The organism is Phenylobacterium sp. GW823-FHT02A09, assembly GCF_058797775.1.
This window is the reverse complement of sequence record NZ_JBXAJZ010000003.1, coordinates 538202-554138: the sequence shown is the minus strand read 5'-3', so window position 1 is coordinate 554138 and position 15937 is coordinate 538202. Positions and strand designations below refer to the sequence as shown.

The 15937-nt window shown below is 68.6% G+C and carries 20 protein-coding genes; 9 read left to right on the top strand and 11 right to left on the bottom strand.

The annotated features are described in order from the left end of the window. Positions 1–38 precede the first annotated feature (38 nt). From AC1Q87_RS15330 to AC1Q87_RS15315, 4 genes are all read left to right on the top strand, one after another. The gene (locus AC1Q87_RS15330; protein WP_492609787.1) at positions 39–2303 is read left to right on the top strand and encodes a TonB-dependent receptor; all 2265 of its coding nucleotides are present in this window, start codon (positions 39–41) and stop codon (positions 2301–2303) included. Positions 2304–2499: 196 nt separating this feature from the next. Next, positions 2500–3840 carry an MFS transporter gene (locus AC1Q87_RS15325; protein ID WP_492609786.1) on the top strand — a complete coding sequence of 447 codons (1341 nt, stop codon included), beginning with the start codon at positions 2500–2502 and terminating at the stop codon, positions 3838–3840. Between the two features lie 21 nt (positions 3841–3861). Next, complete coding sequence (locus tag AC1Q87_RS15320; protein ID WP_492609785.1) at positions 3862–4077, top strand: hypothetical protein; 216 nt, start codon at positions 3862–3864, stop codon at positions 4075–4077. Positions 4078–4156: 79 nt separating this feature from the next. Beyond that, positions 4157–4621 carry a carboxymuconolactone decarboxylase family protein gene (locus tag AC1Q87_RS15315; protein ID WP_492609784.1) on the top strand — a complete coding sequence of 155 codons (465 nt, stop codon included), beginning with the start codon at positions 4157–4159 and terminating at the stop codon, positions 4619–4621. 144 nt (positions 4622–4765) lie between these two features. Here the strand turns inward: AC1Q87_RS15315 and AC1Q87_RS15310 are convergent, their stop codons facing one another. Genes AC1Q87_RS15310 through pcaF form a run of 7 tightly spaced genes read right to left on the bottom strand, consistent with a single transcriptional unit; the run spans position 4766 to position 10738 of the window. Next, complete coding sequence (locus tag AC1Q87_RS15310) at positions 4766–5842, bottom strand: Glu/Leu/Phe/Val dehydrogenase dimerization domain-containing protein (protein ID WP_492609783.1); 1077 nt, start codon at positions 5840–5842, stop codon at positions 4766–4768. A gap of 60 nt (positions 5843–5902) precedes the next feature. Further along, on the bottom strand, positions 5903–6940 hold the full coding sequence (locus tag AC1Q87_RS15305; RefSeq protein ID WP_492609782.1) for an alpha/beta hydrolase: 1038 nt from the start codon (positions 6938–6940) through the stop codon (positions 5903–5905). Beyond that, complete coding sequence (locus AC1Q87_RS15300) at positions 6937–7521, bottom strand: uracil-DNA glycosylase family protein (RefSeq protein WP_492609781.1); 585 nt, start codon at positions 7519–7521, stop codon at positions 6937–6939. The genes AC1Q87_RS15305 and AC1Q87_RS15300 overlap by 4 nt, the downstream gene beginning before the upstream one ends. Positions 7522–7545: 24 nt before the next feature. Beyond that, positions 7546–7836 (bottom strand): DUF3253 domain-containing protein, encoded by a 291-nt coding sequence (locus tag AC1Q87_RS15295; protein WP_374453435.1) that lies wholly within the window; start codon positions 7834–7836, stop codon positions 7546–7548. 2 nt (positions 7837–7838) lie between these two features. Further along, positions 7839–8987 (bottom strand): acyl-CoA dehydrogenase family protein, encoded by a 1149-nt coding sequence (locus AC1Q87_RS15290; protein WP_492609780.1) that lies wholly within the window; start codon positions 8985–8987, stop codon positions 7839–7841. Positions 8988–9000: 13 nt separating this feature from the next. After that, positions 9001–9528 (bottom strand): hypothetical protein, encoded by a 528-nt coding sequence (locus AC1Q87_RS15285; protein ID WP_492609779.1) that lies wholly within the window; start codon positions 9526–9528, stop codon positions 9001–9003. Position 9529: 1 nt separating this feature from the next. Next, the gene (gene pcaF, locus AC1Q87_RS15280) at positions 9530–10738 is read right to left on the bottom strand and encodes a 3-oxoadipyl-CoA thiolase (RefSeq protein WP_492609778.1); all 1209 of its coding nucleotides are present in this window, start codon (positions 10736–10738) and stop codon (positions 9530–9532) included. A 92-nt stretch (positions 10739–10830) separates the two neighbouring features. On the opposite strand from pcaF, the gene AC1Q87_RS15275 reads away from it, so the two are divergent. From AC1Q87_RS15275 to AC1Q87_RS15265, 3 genes are read left to right on the top strand one after another with little or no spacing between them, the layout of a single operon-like run. Next, positions 10831–11292, top strand: a complete 462-nt coding sequence (locus AC1Q87_RS15275; RefSeq protein WP_492609777.1) for a PaaI family thioesterase — start codon at positions 10831–10833, stop codon at positions 11290–11292. Between the two features lie 2 nt (positions 11293–11294). Beyond that, positions 11295–11540, top strand: coding sequence for a hypothetical protein (locus AC1Q87_RS15270; protein WP_492609776.1), 246 nt, complete (start codon positions 11295–11297; stop codon positions 11538–11540). A 4-nt stretch (positions 11541–11544) separates the two neighbouring features. Continuing rightward, positions 11545–11988 carry a GNAT family N-acetyltransferase gene (locus AC1Q87_RS15265; RefSeq protein WP_492609775.1) on the top strand — a complete coding sequence of 148 codons (444 nt, stop codon included), beginning with the start codon at positions 11545–11547 and terminating at the stop codon, positions 11986–11988. Here the strand turns inward: AC1Q87_RS15265 and AC1Q87_RS15260 are convergent. From AC1Q87_RS15260 to AC1Q87_RS15250, 3 genes are read right to left on the bottom strand one after another with little or no spacing between them, the layout of a single operon-like run. Further along, complete coding sequence (locus AC1Q87_RS15260; RefSeq protein ID WP_492609774.1) at positions 11985–12437, bottom strand: molybdopterin-dependent oxidoreductase; 453 nt, start codon at positions 12435–12437, stop codon at positions 11985–11987. The two genes, AC1Q87_RS15265 and AC1Q87_RS15260, sit on opposite strands and share 4 nt — an antisense overlap. Before the next feature lie 5 nt (positions 12438–12442). Further along, on the bottom strand, positions 12443–13060 hold the full coding sequence (locus tag AC1Q87_RS15255) for a glutathione S-transferase family protein (RefSeq protein WP_492609773.1): 618 nt from the start codon (positions 13058–13060) through the stop codon (positions 12443–12445). A 31-nt stretch (positions 13061–13091) separates the two neighbouring features. After that, positions 13092–14369 (bottom strand): NupC/NupG family nucleoside CNT transporter, encoded by a 1278-nt coding sequence (locus tag AC1Q87_RS15250; RefSeq protein WP_492609772.1) that lies wholly within the window; start codon positions 14367–14369, stop codon positions 13092–13094. 197 nt (positions 14370–14566) lie between these two features. On the opposite strand from AC1Q87_RS15250, the gene AC1Q87_RS15245 reads away from it, so the two are divergent. Continuing rightward, entirely contained in the window at positions 14567–14986 is a 420-nt protein-coding gene (locus AC1Q87_RS15245; protein WP_183773369.1) for an organic hydroperoxide resistance protein, read from the top strand. Next, positions 14983–15459, top strand: a complete 477-nt coding sequence (locus tag AC1Q87_RS15240) for a MarR family winged helix-turn-helix transcriptional regulator (protein WP_492609771.1) — start codon at positions 14983–14985, stop codon at positions 15457–15459. The genes AC1Q87_RS15245 and AC1Q87_RS15240 overlap by 4 nt, the downstream gene beginning before the upstream one ends. Here the strand turns inward: AC1Q87_RS15240 and AC1Q87_RS15235 are convergent. Beyond that, positions 15456–15770 (bottom strand): DUF6665 family protein, encoded by a 315-nt coding sequence (locus tag AC1Q87_RS15235; protein WP_492609770.1) that lies wholly within the window; start codon positions 15768–15770, stop codon positions 15456–15458. The two genes, AC1Q87_RS15240 and AC1Q87_RS15235, sit on opposite strands and share 4 nt — an antisense overlap. Between the last annotated feature and the right edge of the window lie 167 nt (positions 15771–15937).

The window sequence follows — 15937 nt, the reverse complement described above, 5'->3', positions numbered from 1 at the left end:
CCCCCTCTTGGCGCGTAGCAGACCCGGAAAGCTCTTCGATGCATCGCCTTCTTCTCGTGGGCGGCGCGGCCGCCGCCGCGCTCCTGTCCTCCAGCGCCGCGCTCGCCGCCGACGCGCCGCAGGTCGAGGAGCTGATCGTTACCGGCGAGAAGGCCAACCGCCGCCTGCAGGACACCGTCGCCAGCGTCGCGCTGTTCACCGAGCGCGATCTCGACGCCCGCAACGTCCGCGATCTCAGCGACCTGGTGAACCAGGCGGCCAACGTCGGCCAGACCTATCAAGGCTTCGGCTTCACCATCCGCGGCGTCGCCAACAACGGCGTCTCGGGCGGCGGCAGCGGCGGCCTGGCCACGGTCTATCTCGACGGCGCGGCCCTGCCCGACCGCGCGGTGGCGGCCGGCCCGCTGGACATGTGGGATATCGCCCAGGCCGAGATCCTGCGCGGCCCGCAATCGACCCTCCAGGGCCGTAACACCCTGGCCGGCGCCATCGTCCTGCGCAGCAACGACCCGACCTGGACCTGGAGCGGCGTGGCCCGCGCCGACCTGGCCGACGATGAGTCCCGCATCCTGGCTTTCGCCGCCGGCGGCCCGATCGTCGCCGACCAGCTGGCCTTCCGCCTGTCGTTCGAGGACCGCGAGTCCGAAGGCTTCACCTACAACGCCACCCGCAAGACCCAGGAAGACCCGCTGCTGTCGACCACCGTCCGCGGCAAGTTACTGTTCACCCCCTCGGCCCTGCCTGACCTGACGGTGCGCGCCAGCGTGCTGCACAACCGGCACAAGGGCGGCTACATCTACAGCTACTCGCGCTCCGACGTGCCGAACCCGGCCGAGAACCGCGTCGCCACCAGCGACTATCCGGGCCAGACTCGCAGCACGTCCGACATCCTGACGGTCAACGCCGACTACGCCCTCTCCGACCAGCTGAAGCTCACCTCGGTGACCGCCTGGAGCAAGGTGCGCAGCGCCAGTCTGTTCGACATGGACGGCGGACCGGCCTCGATCGCCTACGGCCAGGAAGACGACCTCGACCGCTCGTTCTCGCAGGAACTGCGGCTGCACTACGAAGGCGAACGTCTGTCCGGCCTCGCCGGCGTCTACTACGCCGACCGCGACCGCGACTTCGCCGTGGCCACCCGCAACGCCCTGGCCACGCCGCGCGCCACCCTGATCGGCGTGCTGATGAGCGCCCCGTTCAACCTGCCCGCGGCCACCGCCAACGCCGCGGCCAACGCCTATGTCGCGGCCCTGCCGGCGGTCTCGGTCGACTTCGCCGGCCGTGCGCCGGAAGAGATCCAGACGATCGCCCTGTTCGCCGACGGCCGCTATCAGCTGACGCCGCAACTCTCTCTGCTGGCCGGCTTCCGCTACGACCGCGAAGAGAACACCCTGTCGGTCGCCCAGACCACGCGCTTCGCCGGGACCTATCCGAACCCGGCCGCCTTCGGGACCCTGGCCCCGGTCATCGCCGGCCTGAACCAGGTCGTCGGCCTCTACGTCGCCCAGGCCACCGCCAATCAGCCGGAGACCTCGCGCACCTTCGAGGCCTTCCTGCCCAAGCTCGGCCTGAAGTACGACCTGACCGAGGACGCCTCGCTGAGCTTCGTGGCCCAGCGCGGCTATCGCTCGGGCGGCGCCAACATCAACGTCATCCGCTCGGCGGTCGTGCCCTACGATCCTGAGTACACCTGGAACTACGAGATCGCCGCGCGCACCAGTTGGCTGGACGGCGCCCTGACGGTCAACGCCAACGCCTACTACGTCGACTGGACCGACCAGCAGGTGGTCGTGAACCTCAGCGCGACGCCCTACGACTACCAGACCGAAAACGCCGGCGCCTCGACCCTCTACGGGGCGGAGCTGGAAGCCGCCTACCGCCCGTCGGCCGCCTGGGATCTCTACGGCTCCGTCGGCTACAGCCACACCGAGTTCGACGACTTCACGATCCGCGCCGGCACGACGACCATCGACCTGTCGGGCAGCGAGTTCGCTTTCGCTCCGGAGTGGTCCTGGAACCTCGGCGGCGCCTATCGCTGGGACAACGGCGTGTTCGTCAACCTGGACGCCGGCTACCGCAGCAAGTCCTACGGCGTGTCGGGCCCGACCCAGAGCGCCAACAAGCTCGACGCGCGCACCCTGCTCGGCGGCAAGATCGGCTACCAGGCCGAACGCTGGACCTTGGCCGCGTACGCGACCAACCTGCTGGACGAAGAGTACGTCCAGTACCGCCAGCCGACCCTCAACCGCGCCATGTACGGCGCGCCGCGCGTCTTCGGAGCCGTCCTCGAAACCCGCTGGTGACGAGGCCGCGTTCTACAAATCCAAAAAGCTCAGAGCGCGATCAGATTCTATCGAAGCCGATTGCGCTCTGGGCCGCGCGCGCCCCTTCCCCCGCGGTATCGGACTCTGATACGACGGTCGGCATAAAATTTAGCCGTAAAGATTAGGGAGTCGCCCGCGCGACCCATTTAGCGATCCGTGCGCGGGCGGAACGCGATTGGAAGCACATATTTCAAGACAGGACGCGGCCGACGCCGCGTCTGAAGACGCCCCTGTCGAACTCACCCTGGCGGAGAAGGAAGCCGCCTACGAGAAGTTCGTCTGGGACAATCTGAAGCGCAATTACATCGGCAACTACCTGCACGGCATGCTCGGCATGACCGGGTTCAGGTTGATCAACGCGCCGACCTTCCTCCCCGCCTACCTGCACATGATCTCCGGATCGAACACCATAGTCGGGCTCGGCCTGGCGTTGCAGCAGGTCGGCAGCGTGATCTCGCCGATCTTCGGCGCCACCCAGATCGAACACCGCAGCAAGGTGATGCCGGCCGCCGTCTGGATGGGCGGCCTGGCCCGCGTCCAGATCGTCGGCATGGCCCTGGCCGGCTGGTTCCTCAAGGATCAGACGCTGGTCGTCACCATGATGATCCTGATGTTCCTGTTCGGGCTGTTCATGGGCACCCAACGGGTGGTGTTCGGCCTGCTGATGGCCAAGGTCATCCCGCTCAGCCGCCGCGGCCGCCTGCAGGCCTGGCGCAACGCCACCGGCGGGCTCATAGCCGCCGCCCTGGCGTGGGCGGCAGGCAAGTACCTGATCGAGGGCAACGTCTTCGGCAACGGCTACGCCACCACCTTCGCGCTCGCCGCGTTCCTGACCAGCATGGGCCTCTGGGCGCTGCAGCTGCTGCTCAAGGAGCCCGAGCCGCCGAACCTGCCGGCCCAGGCGCGGTTCCGCGACCGCTTGAAGGACTTCCCCGCGCTGATCATGTCGGACAAGGGCTATGCCTGGTTCCTGGTCGTGCAGATGGTCGCCACGGCCAGCCGGATCGCCACGCCGTTCTACATCATCTTCGTCTCCTCCACGATGAAGCTGGACGGCATGACCCTCGGCCTGCTCAGCCTCGCCTTCCTCGGCGCCGACACCCTGTCGAACCTGGTCTGGGGCTATCTCGGCGACAAGACCGGCTTCAAGCTGGTGCTGGCGGTCTCGCTGTTCGCCTGGACCCTGGCGACCGCCCTGCTGATGCTGAACCACGCCCCCTGGGCGATCTTCCTGGCCTTCTTCGGGCTCGGCGCGGCCCAGTCCGGCTACATGATGGCGGCCCAGACGATGATCCTGGAATTCGGCTCGCGGGCCGAAATGCCGATGCGGATCGCAATCTCCTCGACCGCCGAGGGCATCATGGCCTCGCTCGGTCCGTTGGCCGGCGGCTTCATCGCCGACCACTACGGCTTCAACGTGGTGTTCGGGGCCTCGATCGGCTTCCTGGTGGTCGGCCTGATCATCCTGCTGACCGTTGTGAAGGAACCGCGCACCGCACGGATGGCCTCGCTCTGAAGGCGTGCTAGATCGGTAGCCATGAAGCCCGAGAAGGATCCCGAGGTCGTCGACCTCGCCGAACGTCGAAAGGCCGTCCAGGCTCGCGAGTCGGCGGCCAAGGCGGCCCGCGAGAAGGCCGCCCGACAGGCCAAGTCGGGCGGCTCGATGCTCGGCGGGCGCAAACACGCCGGTCCGATCCTGATCCTGGTGATCCTGGTCCTGCTCGCGATCTTCGTCCTGCCACGAGTGCTCTAGGGCGGTTTTTCGCCGCGCCGTGTCACACGGCGCGTGGCCCGCGCGTCCTGTTGCTGAACCCCCAGCACAGGACCTCCCCATGTCTGCTCGCCTGAACCCCTTCGCCGCCGCGCCCGAGATGATCGCGGCCATGACCGCGCTCGAGACGGCGGTCGTCTCGTCCGGCCTCGAACACAGCCTGATCGAGCTGGTGAAGACCCGCGCCTCCCAGATCAACGGCTGCGCCTTCTGCATTCACATGCACACCCGCGACGCCCGCGCCCACGGCGAGAGCGAGGAGCGCCTGTATCTGCTGTCGGCCTGGTGGGAGAGCTCGCTGTTCACCCCGCGCGAGAAGGCGGCGCTGACCTGGACCGACTCCCTGACCCTGATCGCCCAGACCCGCGCGCCGGACGCCGACTACGAGACCATGCGCGAGCATTTCGACGAGGCCGAAGCCGTGAAGCTGACCATGCTGATCGGCGCGATCAACGTCTGGAACCGGCTGGCCGTCGGCTTCCGCAGCCAGCACCCGCGCAAGTGGGTCGCCGAGAAGGCGGCCTAGGCGGCCCCTCAAGAGAGACGGACTACCTATCGTTCGTCATGGCCGGGCCCCATCCATAGACGCCGAGCGCTGCCGAAGGCGCTCAGCGGATATGGATCCCCGGCACGCCTGCGCGGCCGAGGATGACGATCGGAACTATGGGGTCTACGCCGCCAGTTTACCCGCAGCGGCCTGGGCGATCCGCGCCTTGGCCATCTCGTTGGCGACTTCGTGGCTCGGCCGGCCCTCGGACGCGGCGCGGTCGAGCACCTCTTCCAGCGTCAGGGTCAGACGGTCGAGCTTGGCCTCGACCCAGGCCTGGTCGAAGGCCTCGCCGCGCTCCAGCGCGCGGATCTCGCCGGCGACGTTGATGATGCCGCCGCCGTTGATCACGTAGTCGGGCGTATAGAGGATCCCCCGCGCGAACACCTCGCGGCCGATCTCGGGCGTGGCCAGCTGATTGTTGGCGCCGCCGGCGATGATCTTCGCCTTCAGCCGCGGCAGGGTGCTCTCGTTGATCGCCCCGCCCAGGGCGCACGGCGCGAAGACGTCGGCCTGCGCGTCGAAGATCGCGCCCGGCGCGACGATGCTCGCCCCGGTCCGCGCCGCCACCTGCGACAGCGCCTCTTCGTTGACGTCGGTGAGGATCAGCTTGGCGCCGGCCGCGTGCAGCTTCTCGGCCAGGTAAGCGCCGACATGGCCGACGCCCTGGATGGCGACGGTCACGCCGTCGAGGTCGCGGTTCAGGCCGCGGCGCACCGCCAGCCGCACGCCCCGGTACACGCCCTCGGCGGTCACCGGGCTCGGATCGCCCGAGGCGGCCGGATGTCCTTCCAGGCCGGCGACGTAGCGGGTCTCCTTGCGCGCATAGCCCAGGTCGACCGGCGAGACGCCGACGTCCTCGGCCGTCCAGTAGACGCCGTTCAGCGCTTCGATCGCGCGCCCGAACGCCTCGAACAGCGCCGGGGTCTTCATGGTCCGGCTGTCGCCGACGATCACCGATTTGCCGCCGCCCAGCTCCAGGTCGGCCATGGCGTTCTTGTAGGACATCGCCCGCGACAGCCGCAGCGCGTCGTCGAGCGCCGCCTCGGCGCTGGGGTAGGGCCACATCCGGCAGCCGCCGGCCGCAGGTCCGCGCGCCGTGGAGTGCACCGCGACGATCGCCTTCAGGCCGGTTTTTTCATCGAAGAACAAATGGACGCCTTCGTGACCCTCGAATGCGGGGGAATCGAACAAGGTCATGCTGCGGTCAAAGCCTCGAACTGGAAGAGCTTGCCTCGCCTTACGCCCCTCCCTGGCGCATCACAAGCCCGCTCTGAGCCGCGCCTCCGCCTCGGCGTTGACCGGCGCATTGGGCTGGGTCGGAGAACCGGGAATGGTCGGCGCGCCGGAGGGCAACGGCGCCTGCGGCGTCTTGATGAACGACAGCAGGTCCGCCCACACCACCGGCCCCTGGTGGTCGCGGGTCATCAGGTGCCAGCCCTTGGCGTAATAGGCCGAGCGGTCGGTGGGCTTCAGCTTCTTCGCGGCCTGAAACGACGGCGACTCGGGAATGATCTCGTCGTTGGCGCCATAGATGTACAGCGTCGGAACCTTGATCTGACCGGTCCCGGCCCAGGCCCGCTCCATCATCGCCACCAGGCCGTAGAGGGTGTCCGAGCGCGCGCCCCAGACCATCAGCGGGTCGCGGCCCATGGCCACCAGTTCGTCGTGATTGTCGGTCGGCTTCACCCGGCTGGTCAGCCAGCGCGGCGGCTCGTAGACCTTCGCCGCCGTGAAGCGCGAGGCCAGCCACAACATGGTCTTGTAGGGCAGCGGCTGGTTCGACCAGCCCCAGACCGCCGGCGCCATCAGGATCAACCGGTCGGCGTCGGGCGGCGCGTCGGAGGCGAAGGCCTCGATCGCCACGGCCCCGCCCATGCTCTCGCCTGCGACGACCAGCGGCACGCCCGGATGGCGCATCCGCACCACCGAGACCATCGTCCGCAGGTCGTCGATCATCAGTTCGTCGCCGCCCCAGATGCCGCGATTGGGCGAACGCCCGAACCCGCGCTGATCGAAGGCGTAGGTGGTGACGCCGTTCTGCGCCCAGTACGGCGCGGCCAGGTGGAAGGCGTTGGCGTAGTCGTTCATGCCGTGCAGGGCCACGACCACCGCCTGCGGCTCGCCTTGCGCCTCCCAGCGGGTCAGGCCCAGCCGCGCGCCGTCGAACGAGACGAAGACGTCCCGCTCCAGCCGCGGCCCCTGGAAGCCGCTCGGCGGCGCGCCGGCCTGCTGCACCATCAACGGGGTGCAGGCGCTCAGCATCATGGCGGCGAGGACAGCAGCGAGGCGTTTCACGAGCCCAAAATCTCCAAAACCCTTTGGCGAAGATAGGGCGCCGCCTCGGCTTCGAACCAGGGGTTCCGTTTCAGCCAGCCGGTGTTTCGCCAGGATGGGTGCGGCATCGGCAGAAACTCAGGCGCATAGTCGCGCCAGGCCCGCACGGTCTCCGTCATGTTGCTCCGAGCGCGCGGCCCCAGGGCCCAATCCTGGGCGTAGCTCCCGACCAACAGGGTCAATTCGACCTTCGGCAGCTCGGCCAGCAGCTGCGGCCGCCAGAGCTGCGCGCAGCGCCGCGGCGGCGGATAGTCGCCGCCCTTCGGATTGGTGCCCGGAAAGCAGAACGCCATGGCCGCGACGCCGATCTCCGGCCGGCCGTAGAACGTCTCAGCGTCGATCCCCATCCATTGGCGCAGGCGATCGCCGGACGCGTCGGTGAACGGCAGGCCGCTCTCGTGCACGCGCCGCCCCGGCGCCTGGCCGGCGATCAGCAGCCGGACCTCCGGGCGCACGAACACCACCGGCCGCGGCGTATGCGGCAGTTCACCGGCGCAGGCCCGGCAGGCGGCGATGTCGTCAAGAACGGCCGAAAGGCTCATCGGCCCGATATGGGCCCAAGCGTTCTACTCGTCCACGTCGCCGGCGGCCGGCGGCGCTGCGACCACTTCGCCCTCCAGCGGCAGGCGCAGGCGGTAGACGCCCTTGAATTTCTCGGGGTCAGCGGGCTTGCCATGACGAGTGATGACGATCTTGCCCTGGCGGGCGAGGCCGCGCGCGGTGTTGCGCACATGGCCGGTCAGCCGCCGCCAGTTCTCGTTGTCGGCGGCGCGCGCCACCTCTTCGGACGAGGCCGACTTGCCGGGCGCGAGCTTGCCCAGCACGTCGAAGATCACCGCTTCCATGTCGACGCTCATGATCAGCCGCCCCGCTTCAGGGTTTCACGGGCGATGACCACCTGCTGGATCTGACTGGTGCCCTCGTAGATCCGGAAGATGCGCACGTCGCGATAGAACCGCTCGATGCCGTGGTCGGCGACATAGCCGGCGCCGCCGAAGATCTGCACCGCGCGGTCGGCGACGCGGCCGACCATCTCCGAGGCGAAGTATTTCGCCGCCGCCGCTTCCATGGTCACGCTCTGGCCGGCGTCGCGCTTGCGGGCGGTCTCCATGGTCATCGCCTTGGCGACCAGCGCCTCGGTCTTGGAGTCGGCGATCATCCCCTGGACCAGCTGGAAGCTGGAGATCGCCTGGCCGAACTGTTTGCGTTCGGTCGCATAGGCCACGCAGTCGGCCAGCAGCCGCTCGGCCACGCCGATGCAGACCGCCGAGATGTGCAGCCGCCCGCGGTCCAGCACCTGCATGGCGACCTTGAAGCCCTCGCCCTCTTGGCCCAGGCGGTTCTCGACCGGCACGCGGACGTTGTCGAAGATCACGTCGCAGATGTGCGCGCCCTGCTGGCCCATCTTCTTTTCGGGCTTGCCGACCGACAGGCCGGGCAGATTGCGCTCGACCAGGAAGGCGCTGACCCCGCCGCCGCCGGCCTTGCCCGGGTCGCTGCGAGCCATGACCGTGAACAGGTCGGCCTTGTTGGCGTTGGTGATGAACCGCTTGGTGCCGTTCAGAACATAGACGTCGCCGTCGCGGATGGCGGTAGTCTGGACATTGGCGCTGTCCGAGCCGGCTTCCGGCTCGGTCAGGGCGAACGAGGTGATGATCTCGCCCGAGGCGATGCCCGGCAGGTACTTGGCCTTCTGGGCCTCGGTGCCGAACATGACCAGCCCCTGGCTGCCGATGCCGACATTGGTGCCGAACGCCGAGCGGAACGCCGGACTGGTGCGGCCCAGCTCGACGCCGACCAGGCACTCGTCCTCCATGGAAAGATCGAGGCCGCCGAACTCCTCGGGGATCGACAGGCCGAAGAGGCCGAGCCCCTTCATCTCGTCGATGACTTCGGCCGGGATGGCGTCGTCCTCGGAGACCTTGGCCTCCAGCGGCCGCAGCCGTTCGGTGACGAACCGGCGGACCGTGTCGATGAGCTGTTCACGGGTTTCGAGGTCGAGGGCCATGGAGAAGTCTCGGCTATTGGCAGACGTGCTGGTCCGCCGGGGTCTCGGCGAACTTGGAGAGGGTGACGCTGATAACCGGATCGGGCCAGACCTCATAGCCCACGGCGCCGGCCGGGACCGTGCAGATCGTGCTCATCCGCTTCATCAGCTTGCCGCCGCGCAGGGCGGTGATCTCGGCCTCGTAGGCGATCGGGCGGGTCAGGCCGTTCCAGATCTTCAGGATCGACTGGCGCTTCTCGACCGAGGCGTCCAGCGCGAAGGCCAGCTTGCCGGCCCCCGCGCCCTTGTAGGTTTCCTTGCCGTCGGCGGCGGCCATGCCGACCCGCCCGGCCTCGACGTCGTCCAGCGCCGGCTGGCCGGCGTCATCCAGGCGGATCACCGCCCGCTGGCCGGTCATTACCTGCACCAGGCCGTTCTCGGCCTTGGTGTGCGGGTCCAGCCCCGCCGCCGTCAGCGCTTCGACCGGGATGGTCGGCAACTGGGCCTGGGCAGCGCCGGCCGCGAGCCAGACGCCCAGCGCGGCGATGGCGAGGCGCCGCATGTCAGGCGCGCGCCAGCGCCAGGGCCGAGCCCTGCCCGACCCCGACGCACATCGTCGCCAGGGCGCGCTCGCCGCCGTTCAGCTTCAGCGTGCGGGCCGCGGTCAGGGCGATGCGGGCGCCCGACGCGCCCAGCGGGTGGCCGATGGCGATCGCCCCGCCGTGGGCGTTCACATGGGCGGCGTCGTCGGCCAGGCCCCAGGCGCGGGTGCAGGCCAGGGCCTGGGCCGCGAAGGCCTCGTTCAGTTCGACGACGTCGAAGTCGCCGACCTTGATCCCCAGCCGCGCGGTCAGCTTCTCGACCGCCGGGATCGGGCCGACGCCCATCACCCGCGGCGCGACGCCGCCGGCCGCCCCGCCCTGGATCCGGGCCAGCGGCTCCAGGCCGAGCTTCTCGACCATCTCGGCGCTGGCCAGCAGCAGCGCCGCAGCCCCGTCGTTGACGCCCGAGGCGTTGCCCGCGGTCACGGTGCCGCCTTCGCGGACGATCGGCTTCAGCGCCTGCAGCGCCTCCAGGCTGGTGTCCGGACGCGGATGCTCGTCCTGCGCCACCACCACCTCGCCCTTGCGGTCCTTGATGGTCAGCGGCGCGATCTCGCCGTCGAAAAAGCCGGCCGCGCGCGCTGCGCCAACGCGGGCCTGGCTGCGCTGGGCGAAGGCGTCCTGGTCCTCGCGGTTGATCTGGAAGTCGGTCGCCACGTTCTCGGCGGTTTCGGGCATGGCGTCGACGCCATAGGCCTTCTTCATCGCCGGGTTCACGAACCGCCAGCCGATGGTGGTGTCGTAGATCTCCGGGCTGCGCGAAAACGCCGCGTCCGGCTTGGCCATGACGAACGGCGAGCGGCTCATGCTCTCCACGCCGCCGGCCACGATCAGGTCTGCGTCGCCCGAGGCGATGGCCCGCGCCCCGGCGATCACCGCATCGAGGCCCGAGGCGCAGAGCCGGTTGACCGTCAGGCCCGGCACGCTCTGCGGCATGCCCGCCAGCAGCAACGCCATGCGGGCGACGTTACGGTTGTCCTCGCCAGCCTGGTTGACGCAGCCGTAGACGACCTCGTCGACCCGCGCCCAGTCCAGCTTCGGATAGGCGGCCATCAGCGCCTTCAGCGGATGGGCGGCCAGATCGTCGGCCCGCACCTTCGACAGGGCGCCGGCGTAGCGGCCGATCGGCGAGCGCAAGCCCCCGCAGAGAAAGACAGTCCGGCCTTGCATCACTTGTCCCCGCCGCCTAGTTCGCTTCGGGCCGCAAACTAGTGACTGGGACCGCGGCGGGCAAACCCTTCATAGGGGGTCAGGGGACGGGAATGGACGGCGGCGAAGAACTCGAAAGCGGCGGCTGGAAGCACCAGGTCGTGAAAGACGGCGAGTGGGCCGGCTGGGTGCTTTACGGCAGCGACCCGTTCGAGGATCACGCCGGGCCGTTCTACTACCGGGTCGACGAGACCGGCCAACGGGTCTGCGCCATGCGCGCCGAACAGCACCACATGAACGGCGGCGGCTTCATGCACGGCGGCGCGATCATGACCTTCGCCGACTACTGCCTGTTCGTCATCGCGCGCGACGACCTGCAGGACAGCCGCAGCGTGACCGCCCAGTTCAACGGCGACTTCGTCGGCGCGGTGCCCGTCGGCTCGCTGGTCGAGTGCCGCGGCGAGGTGGTCAAGGCCGCCCGCAGCATGGTGTTCGTCCGTGGCCTGATCACCACCGGCGGCGAGCCGGTGATGAGCTTCTCGGCGATCATCAAGAAGACCAAGCCCCGGACCTGACCATGAAGAAGCTCGACGCCGCCATCGCCAAGAAGATCGCGCCCTCCGCTCTGATGGTCCTGATCGCCGGACCGATCTTCCTGTTCTTCGTCATGGACCTGATCATGTTCGCGGCGATGAGCGGGAGCCGTGGCGCGACGGCGCCGAGCCAGGTGGTCGATCTCTCGATGGAGATCGTCATCTGCATCATGACCGGCGTGCTCAGCGCCTTCGGGATCCGTTCGATCCTGCGGGCCCTGAAGGACTAGCGCCGTGGCCCAGCTCGATCCGCTGACGCCGGCCGACATCGCCGAGGTCATGCGCATCGAGCGCCTGCCCGGCTACGACGCCTTCATCGGCCAGTTCAACGAGGCCGAGCACCAGGCCGAGTTCGCCTCGCCCGACGCCCGCTATCTCGGCTATCGCAAGGAGGCGGGTCTCGCCGGCTTCGTGATCCTGCAGGAATTCAACAACCCGATGGTGTTGCTGCGACGGATCGCTGTGGACGCCCCTGGCGGCGGCATTGGAACCCAGCTGTTCCGCGCGGCGGTCGATTGGGTCTTCGCCAGTACTTCGGCCGAGGGTGTGCAGTTGCACGTGCGCCCCGGCAACGATCGCGCCCGCCACGTCTATGTGCGCGAAGGCTTCACGCCCTATTTCAGCGACGAGACCGGCGACAAGCTGTCGGTCGCCCGGGACGTCTGGGCGCGGGCCTAGGGAACGATCGTCGCTTCGATCTTCGTCACGCCGTAGACGCTGCGCCAGGCCTTCTTGTCTTCCGACAGCACCAGCCGCCAGGGCGCGGCCTTGTCGTCCAGCGGCGCGCCGTCGACCTTGTCGGCCAGGATCACCGTCCCGGCATGATAGTCGCGGTCCAGCTCGGCCAGCGAATAGACCGCCTTGAACCCGTCCTTGCCGCTGACCACCGCATAGGCGCGCAGCGGATCGCCGTGCAGCTTGGCCCCGACCGGCATGCCGCCGGCGCGCAGCACATAGGCCAGGACCGGCCCTTCATAGGTCTTGGCGCCCAGCTTCACGCTCTCGCGCGGCAGGCCGGCCAGGTCGGCCTCCGTCAGCACCTTGGCCGTCCCGCCGGGCGGCTGGATGGTCAGCTCGGCGGCGCTCGCGGCGAGCGGCGCGGCGACCAGGGCGAGCGCGAAAGCCAAGCTCCTCACATCGCCGCCTTCGCCGCCGGGCGGCTGCGCATGACGTCGGCCCAACGGTGCAGGTTCGACAGATCTTCGGGGATCGGCAGCTTGATCATCCGCGTGAAGTCGATGCCGATGAAGGCGATGATGTCGGCGATGGTCAGGCGCTCGCCGGCCAGCCACTCGCTCTCGCCCAGCCGGCGATCGAGCACCTTCAGCCCCTTCAGGCCGATCTCCTTGTTGTACTCGCCGACCGGCGGGTTGGGCGCCTCGAGCGCCGCCAGCGCCGGATGGGTGTGACGCACGCCCAGCATGAACGGGTTGGCGACCAGCATCTCGGCGCGCCGGGTCCACATCTCCACGACCGCCGCTTCCTCGGGCGTGCGCCCGAACAGGTTCGGCTCGGGATAGCGGGCTTCCAGGTAGCGGCAGATGGCCAGCGACTCGGTGATCGTTGTCCCGTCGTCGAGCTCCAGCGCCGGGACGTTCGGCAGCCCGGCCTTGGCCAGGTAGTCGGCTTGCTTGTGCTGGCCTTGGATCAGGTTGAGCTGGACGATCTCGATGTCGCCAATCGCCTTCTCGGCCATGAACCAGCGCACCCGCCGGGGGTTGGGAGCCATCGCCGTGTCGTAGAGCTTCATCCCCGATCCTCCCGCGGCTCTGACGGCCGCCCTATTGTCCGAACAGTTCCCGCGGCATGGCCCCGACCAGCGCCCCGGTCATGCAGGTGGCCAGGAAGCCGGCGATCAGCGCCTTCCAGACCATGCCGATGATCTCGTTGCGTCGCTCGGGCATCAAGACGCCCATGCCGGTCACGGTTATCCCGACTGACCCGACGTTAGCGAAGCCGCACAGCGCATAGGTCAGGATCATCCGCGTGCGCTCGGTCATCTCGCCCGACGGGATGGCGCCCAGCTGAATGAAGGCGATGAACTCGGTCAGCATCAGCTTCACGCCCAGCAGATAGCCGGCCTTCAGCGCTTCGTCCCAGTGGACGCCCATGGCCCAGGCCAGCGGCGAGAACACCAGACCCAGAATCCGCTCGATGGTGATCGCCTCACCGCCGACCATCGGCAGCACCGACAGCAGCGCGTTGCCGATCGCCACGAAGGCCACGAACACGATCAGGATCGCCGAGATGTTCAGCACGACGGTCAGGCCGTCCATCGTGCCCTTGCTGATCGCGTCGATCGAGCTGTCGTACTTCAGCAGCGAGGAATAGTCGGCGTAGAGCCCGCCCTGCCCCGGCTTCTCGGGGATCATGATCTTGGCCAGCAGGATGCCGGCCGGGGCCGAGATGATCGAGGCGACCAGCACGTGCGCGGCGGCGTTAGGCAGCACCGTCTTCAGGATCGTCGCATAGGCGACCATGGTCGAGCCGGCCACCGTCGCCAGGCCGACCACCATCATCAGGAACAGTTCCGAGCGGGTCAGCTTGTCGAGATAGGCGCGGATCACGATCGGGCTCTCGATCATGCCCAGGAAGATGTTCACCGCCACCGCCAGGGCCGATGCGCCGCCCAGGCCCATGGTCTTCTGGAACAGCAGGCCGAAGCCGCGGGTGATCCACTTCAGGATGCCCCAGTGCCAGAGCAGCGCCGACAGCGCCGAGATCACCAGGATCAGCGGCAGCACCTGGAAGGCGAAGACGAACAGCGCGCCGGAGTTGGTCACCTGATAGGGCTGCTCGCCGCCGCCCATGTAGCCGAACACGAACTGGGTGCCGGTGGCGGTGGCCGCGGCCAGGCCGTCGACCCCGCGGTTGATCGTCTCGATCACCGTCTGCGCGCCCGGCAGCCCGAACAGCAGCAGGATCAGCCCGATCTGCACCGCGACCGAGCCAAGCGCCAGCCGCCAGGGAAAGGCCTTCTTGTTTTCCGAGAGCGCCCAGCAGACGGCGATCACAAAGCCCAGGCCGGCCAGGCTCTGGGCGTTCTCAGGACGAAACATGCATGGCCCCCGGACTCCGCGCTCGCGGCGTCCAATCTTCCTCAGGTCCGCGCGGACTCGCGCAGGAAATCTCGCGCTATTGACTACGGCAGGGCAGGGTCATGCAAGCGCACGCAGCGTCGCGTCCCCACGTCGCCCCTTGACGAAGCTTGATTGCCTCATATTTAATTGTACACAATTGAATTGGAGATAATCAGATGACCGCTCTCTACGCTACCCAGGCTCGCGCCGTCGGCGGCCGCGCCGGCCACGTCGAATCCCAGGACGGCCTGCTCAGCCTCGACCTGGCCCTCCCCCGCGAAATGGGCGGCAAGGGCGGCGGGACCAACCCTGAGCAACTGTTCGCCGCCGGCTACGCCGCCTGTTTCGAGAACGCCGTCCGCTACATCGCTGGCCAGCAGAAGATCCCGCTGAAAGGCGCGGCCGTCACCGCGACGGTCGAGCTGCATCCGCGCGCCGAGGGCGGCTTCAAGCTGGGCGTGGCGCTCGACGCCGAAACCCAAGGCCTGGACCAGGCCGCGGCCGAGGCCCTGGTGGCCGCCGCTCACCAGGTCTGCCCTTATTCCAACGCCATTCGCGGCAACGTCGATGTTGCGATATCTGTGCGAGCTGAATGACCGCCAAGACCAAATCTTCGCCGACGACGCCGGCCGCACCCGCGGCCGGCGATCTGCTGGCCCTCGACAACCAGCTCTGCTTTGCGCTGTACGCCGCGAGCGGGCTGGTCACGCGCGCCTATCGCCCGCTGCTCGAGCCGCTGGGCCTGACCTATCCGCAGTACCTGGTGATGATGGCGCTGTGGGAAACCGCTCCACGCACCGTCAAAGCGCTGGGCCAGGCGCTGGACCTCGACTCCGGCACCCTCACCCCGCTGCTAAAGCGGCTGGAGGCGGCCGGCTTCGTCACCCGCCGCCGCGACGCCCAGGACGAACGCAAGGTCCAGATCGACCTGACCGACACCGGCCGCGCCCTGCGCGACAAGGCCGCCGAAGTGCCGGCCGCCCTCGCCTGCCAGCTGCATCTGCCGCTCAATGAAATCGTCGACCTGCGTGCGACGCTGCAGGACCTGGCGCGGCGGATGAAGGCCTAGCGCGCGCCTAGCCGCATCAGCACTTCGCGCGGAATGCCGTAGTGTTCGATGGCCGGCTTCTGATTGCGGATGCCGCACGCCTCGCGCTGGATGAAGTAGTACCAGACCGCGGTGGCGGCCTCCTTCAGCAGCGGCGCGCGATCCTCGTCCGGACCGTCGAACGCCTTCAGGGCCGCAAGCGCGCGCTCGACCCGCTCCCCGGCGCGGCCGAGCGCGTAGCCGCGCTCCTCCTGGATCTCGTAGTCGAGGATGCTCGCGCCGGTCTTGAACAGCGGCGACGTCGATCCCTGCGGCATGCGGAGACTGGACATGCCGCCAATATGAGGCGCGCGCCGCGCACGGCAAGCGCAAGCAGTTCCTCCCCCACTGGGGGAGGTGGATCGGTGCGGAGCATCGAGACGGAGGGGGACTGCTCTCGCTGAGCTTGAGTCAAAGTCCCCCTCAGTCAGCCAGCCGGCTGACAGCTCCCCCAGGGGGA

Bases quoted from the DNA above. Each gene is read 5' to 3' on its own strand.
- AC1Q87_RS15330 (WP_492609787.1), top strand. From the start codon at position 39: ATGCATCGCCTTCTTCTCGTGGGCGGCGCGGCCGCCGCCGCGCTCCTG.
- AC1Q87_RS15320 (WP_492609785.1), top strand. From the start codon at position 3,862: ATGAAGCCCGAGAAGGATCCCGAGGTCGTCGACCTCGCCGAACGTCGA.
- AC1Q87_RS15315 (WP_492609784.1), top strand. From the start codon at position 4,157: ATGTCTGCTCGCCTGAACCCCTTCGCCGCCGCGCCCGAGATGATCGCG.
- AC1Q87_RS15310 (WP_492609783.1), bottom strand. From the start codon at position 5,842: ATGACCTTGTTCGATTCCCCCGCATTCGAGGGTCACGAAGGCGTCCAT.
- AC1Q87_RS15300 (WP_492609781.1), bottom strand. From the start codon at position 7,521: ATGAGCCTTTCGGCCGTTCTTGACGACATCGCCGCCTGCCGGGCCTGC.
- AC1Q87_RS15295 (WP_374453435.1), bottom strand. From the start codon at position 7,836: ATGAGCGTCGACATGGAAGCGGTGATCTTCGACGTGCTGGGCAAGCTC.
- AC1Q87_RS15290 (WP_492609780.1), bottom strand. From the start codon at position 8,987: ATGGCCCTCGACCTCGAAACCCGTGAACAGCTCATCGACACGGTCCGC.
- AC1Q87_RS15285 (WP_492609779.1), bottom strand. From the start codon at position 9,528: ATGCGGCGCCTCGCCATCGCCGCGCTGGGCGTCTGGCTCGCGGCCGGC.
- pcaF (WP_492609778.1), bottom strand. From the start codon at position 10,738: ATGCAAGGCCGGACTGTCTTTCTCTGCGGGGGCTTGCGCTCGCCGATC.
- AC1Q87_RS15275 (WP_492609777.1), top strand. From the start codon at position 10,831: ATGGACGGCGGCGAAGAACTCGAAAGCGGCGGCTGGAAGCACCAGGTC.
- AC1Q87_RS15270 (WP_492609776.1), top strand. From the start codon at position 11,295: ATGAAGAAGCTCGACGCCGCCATCGCCAAGAAGATCGCGCCCTCCGCT.
- AC1Q87_RS15255 (WP_492609773.1), bottom strand. From the start codon at position 13,060: ATGAAGCTCTACGACACGGCGATGGCTCCCAACCCCCGGCGGGTGCGC.
- AC1Q87_RS15250 (WP_492609772.1), bottom strand. From the start codon at position 14,369: ATGTTTCGTCCTGAGAACGCCCAGAGCCTGGCCGGCCTGGGCTTTGTG.
- AC1Q87_RS15245 (WP_183773369.1), top strand. From the start codon at position 14,567: ATGACCGCTCTCTACGCTACCCAGGCTCGCGCCGTCGGCGGCCGCGCC.
- AC1Q87_RS15240 (WP_492609771.1), top strand. From the start codon at position 14,983: ATGACCGCCAAGACCAAATCTTCGCCGACGACGCCGGCCGCACCCGCG.
- AC1Q87_RS15235 (WP_492609770.1), bottom strand. From the start codon at position 15,770: ATGTCCAGTCTCCGCATGCCGCAGGGATCGACGTCGCCGCTGTTCAAG.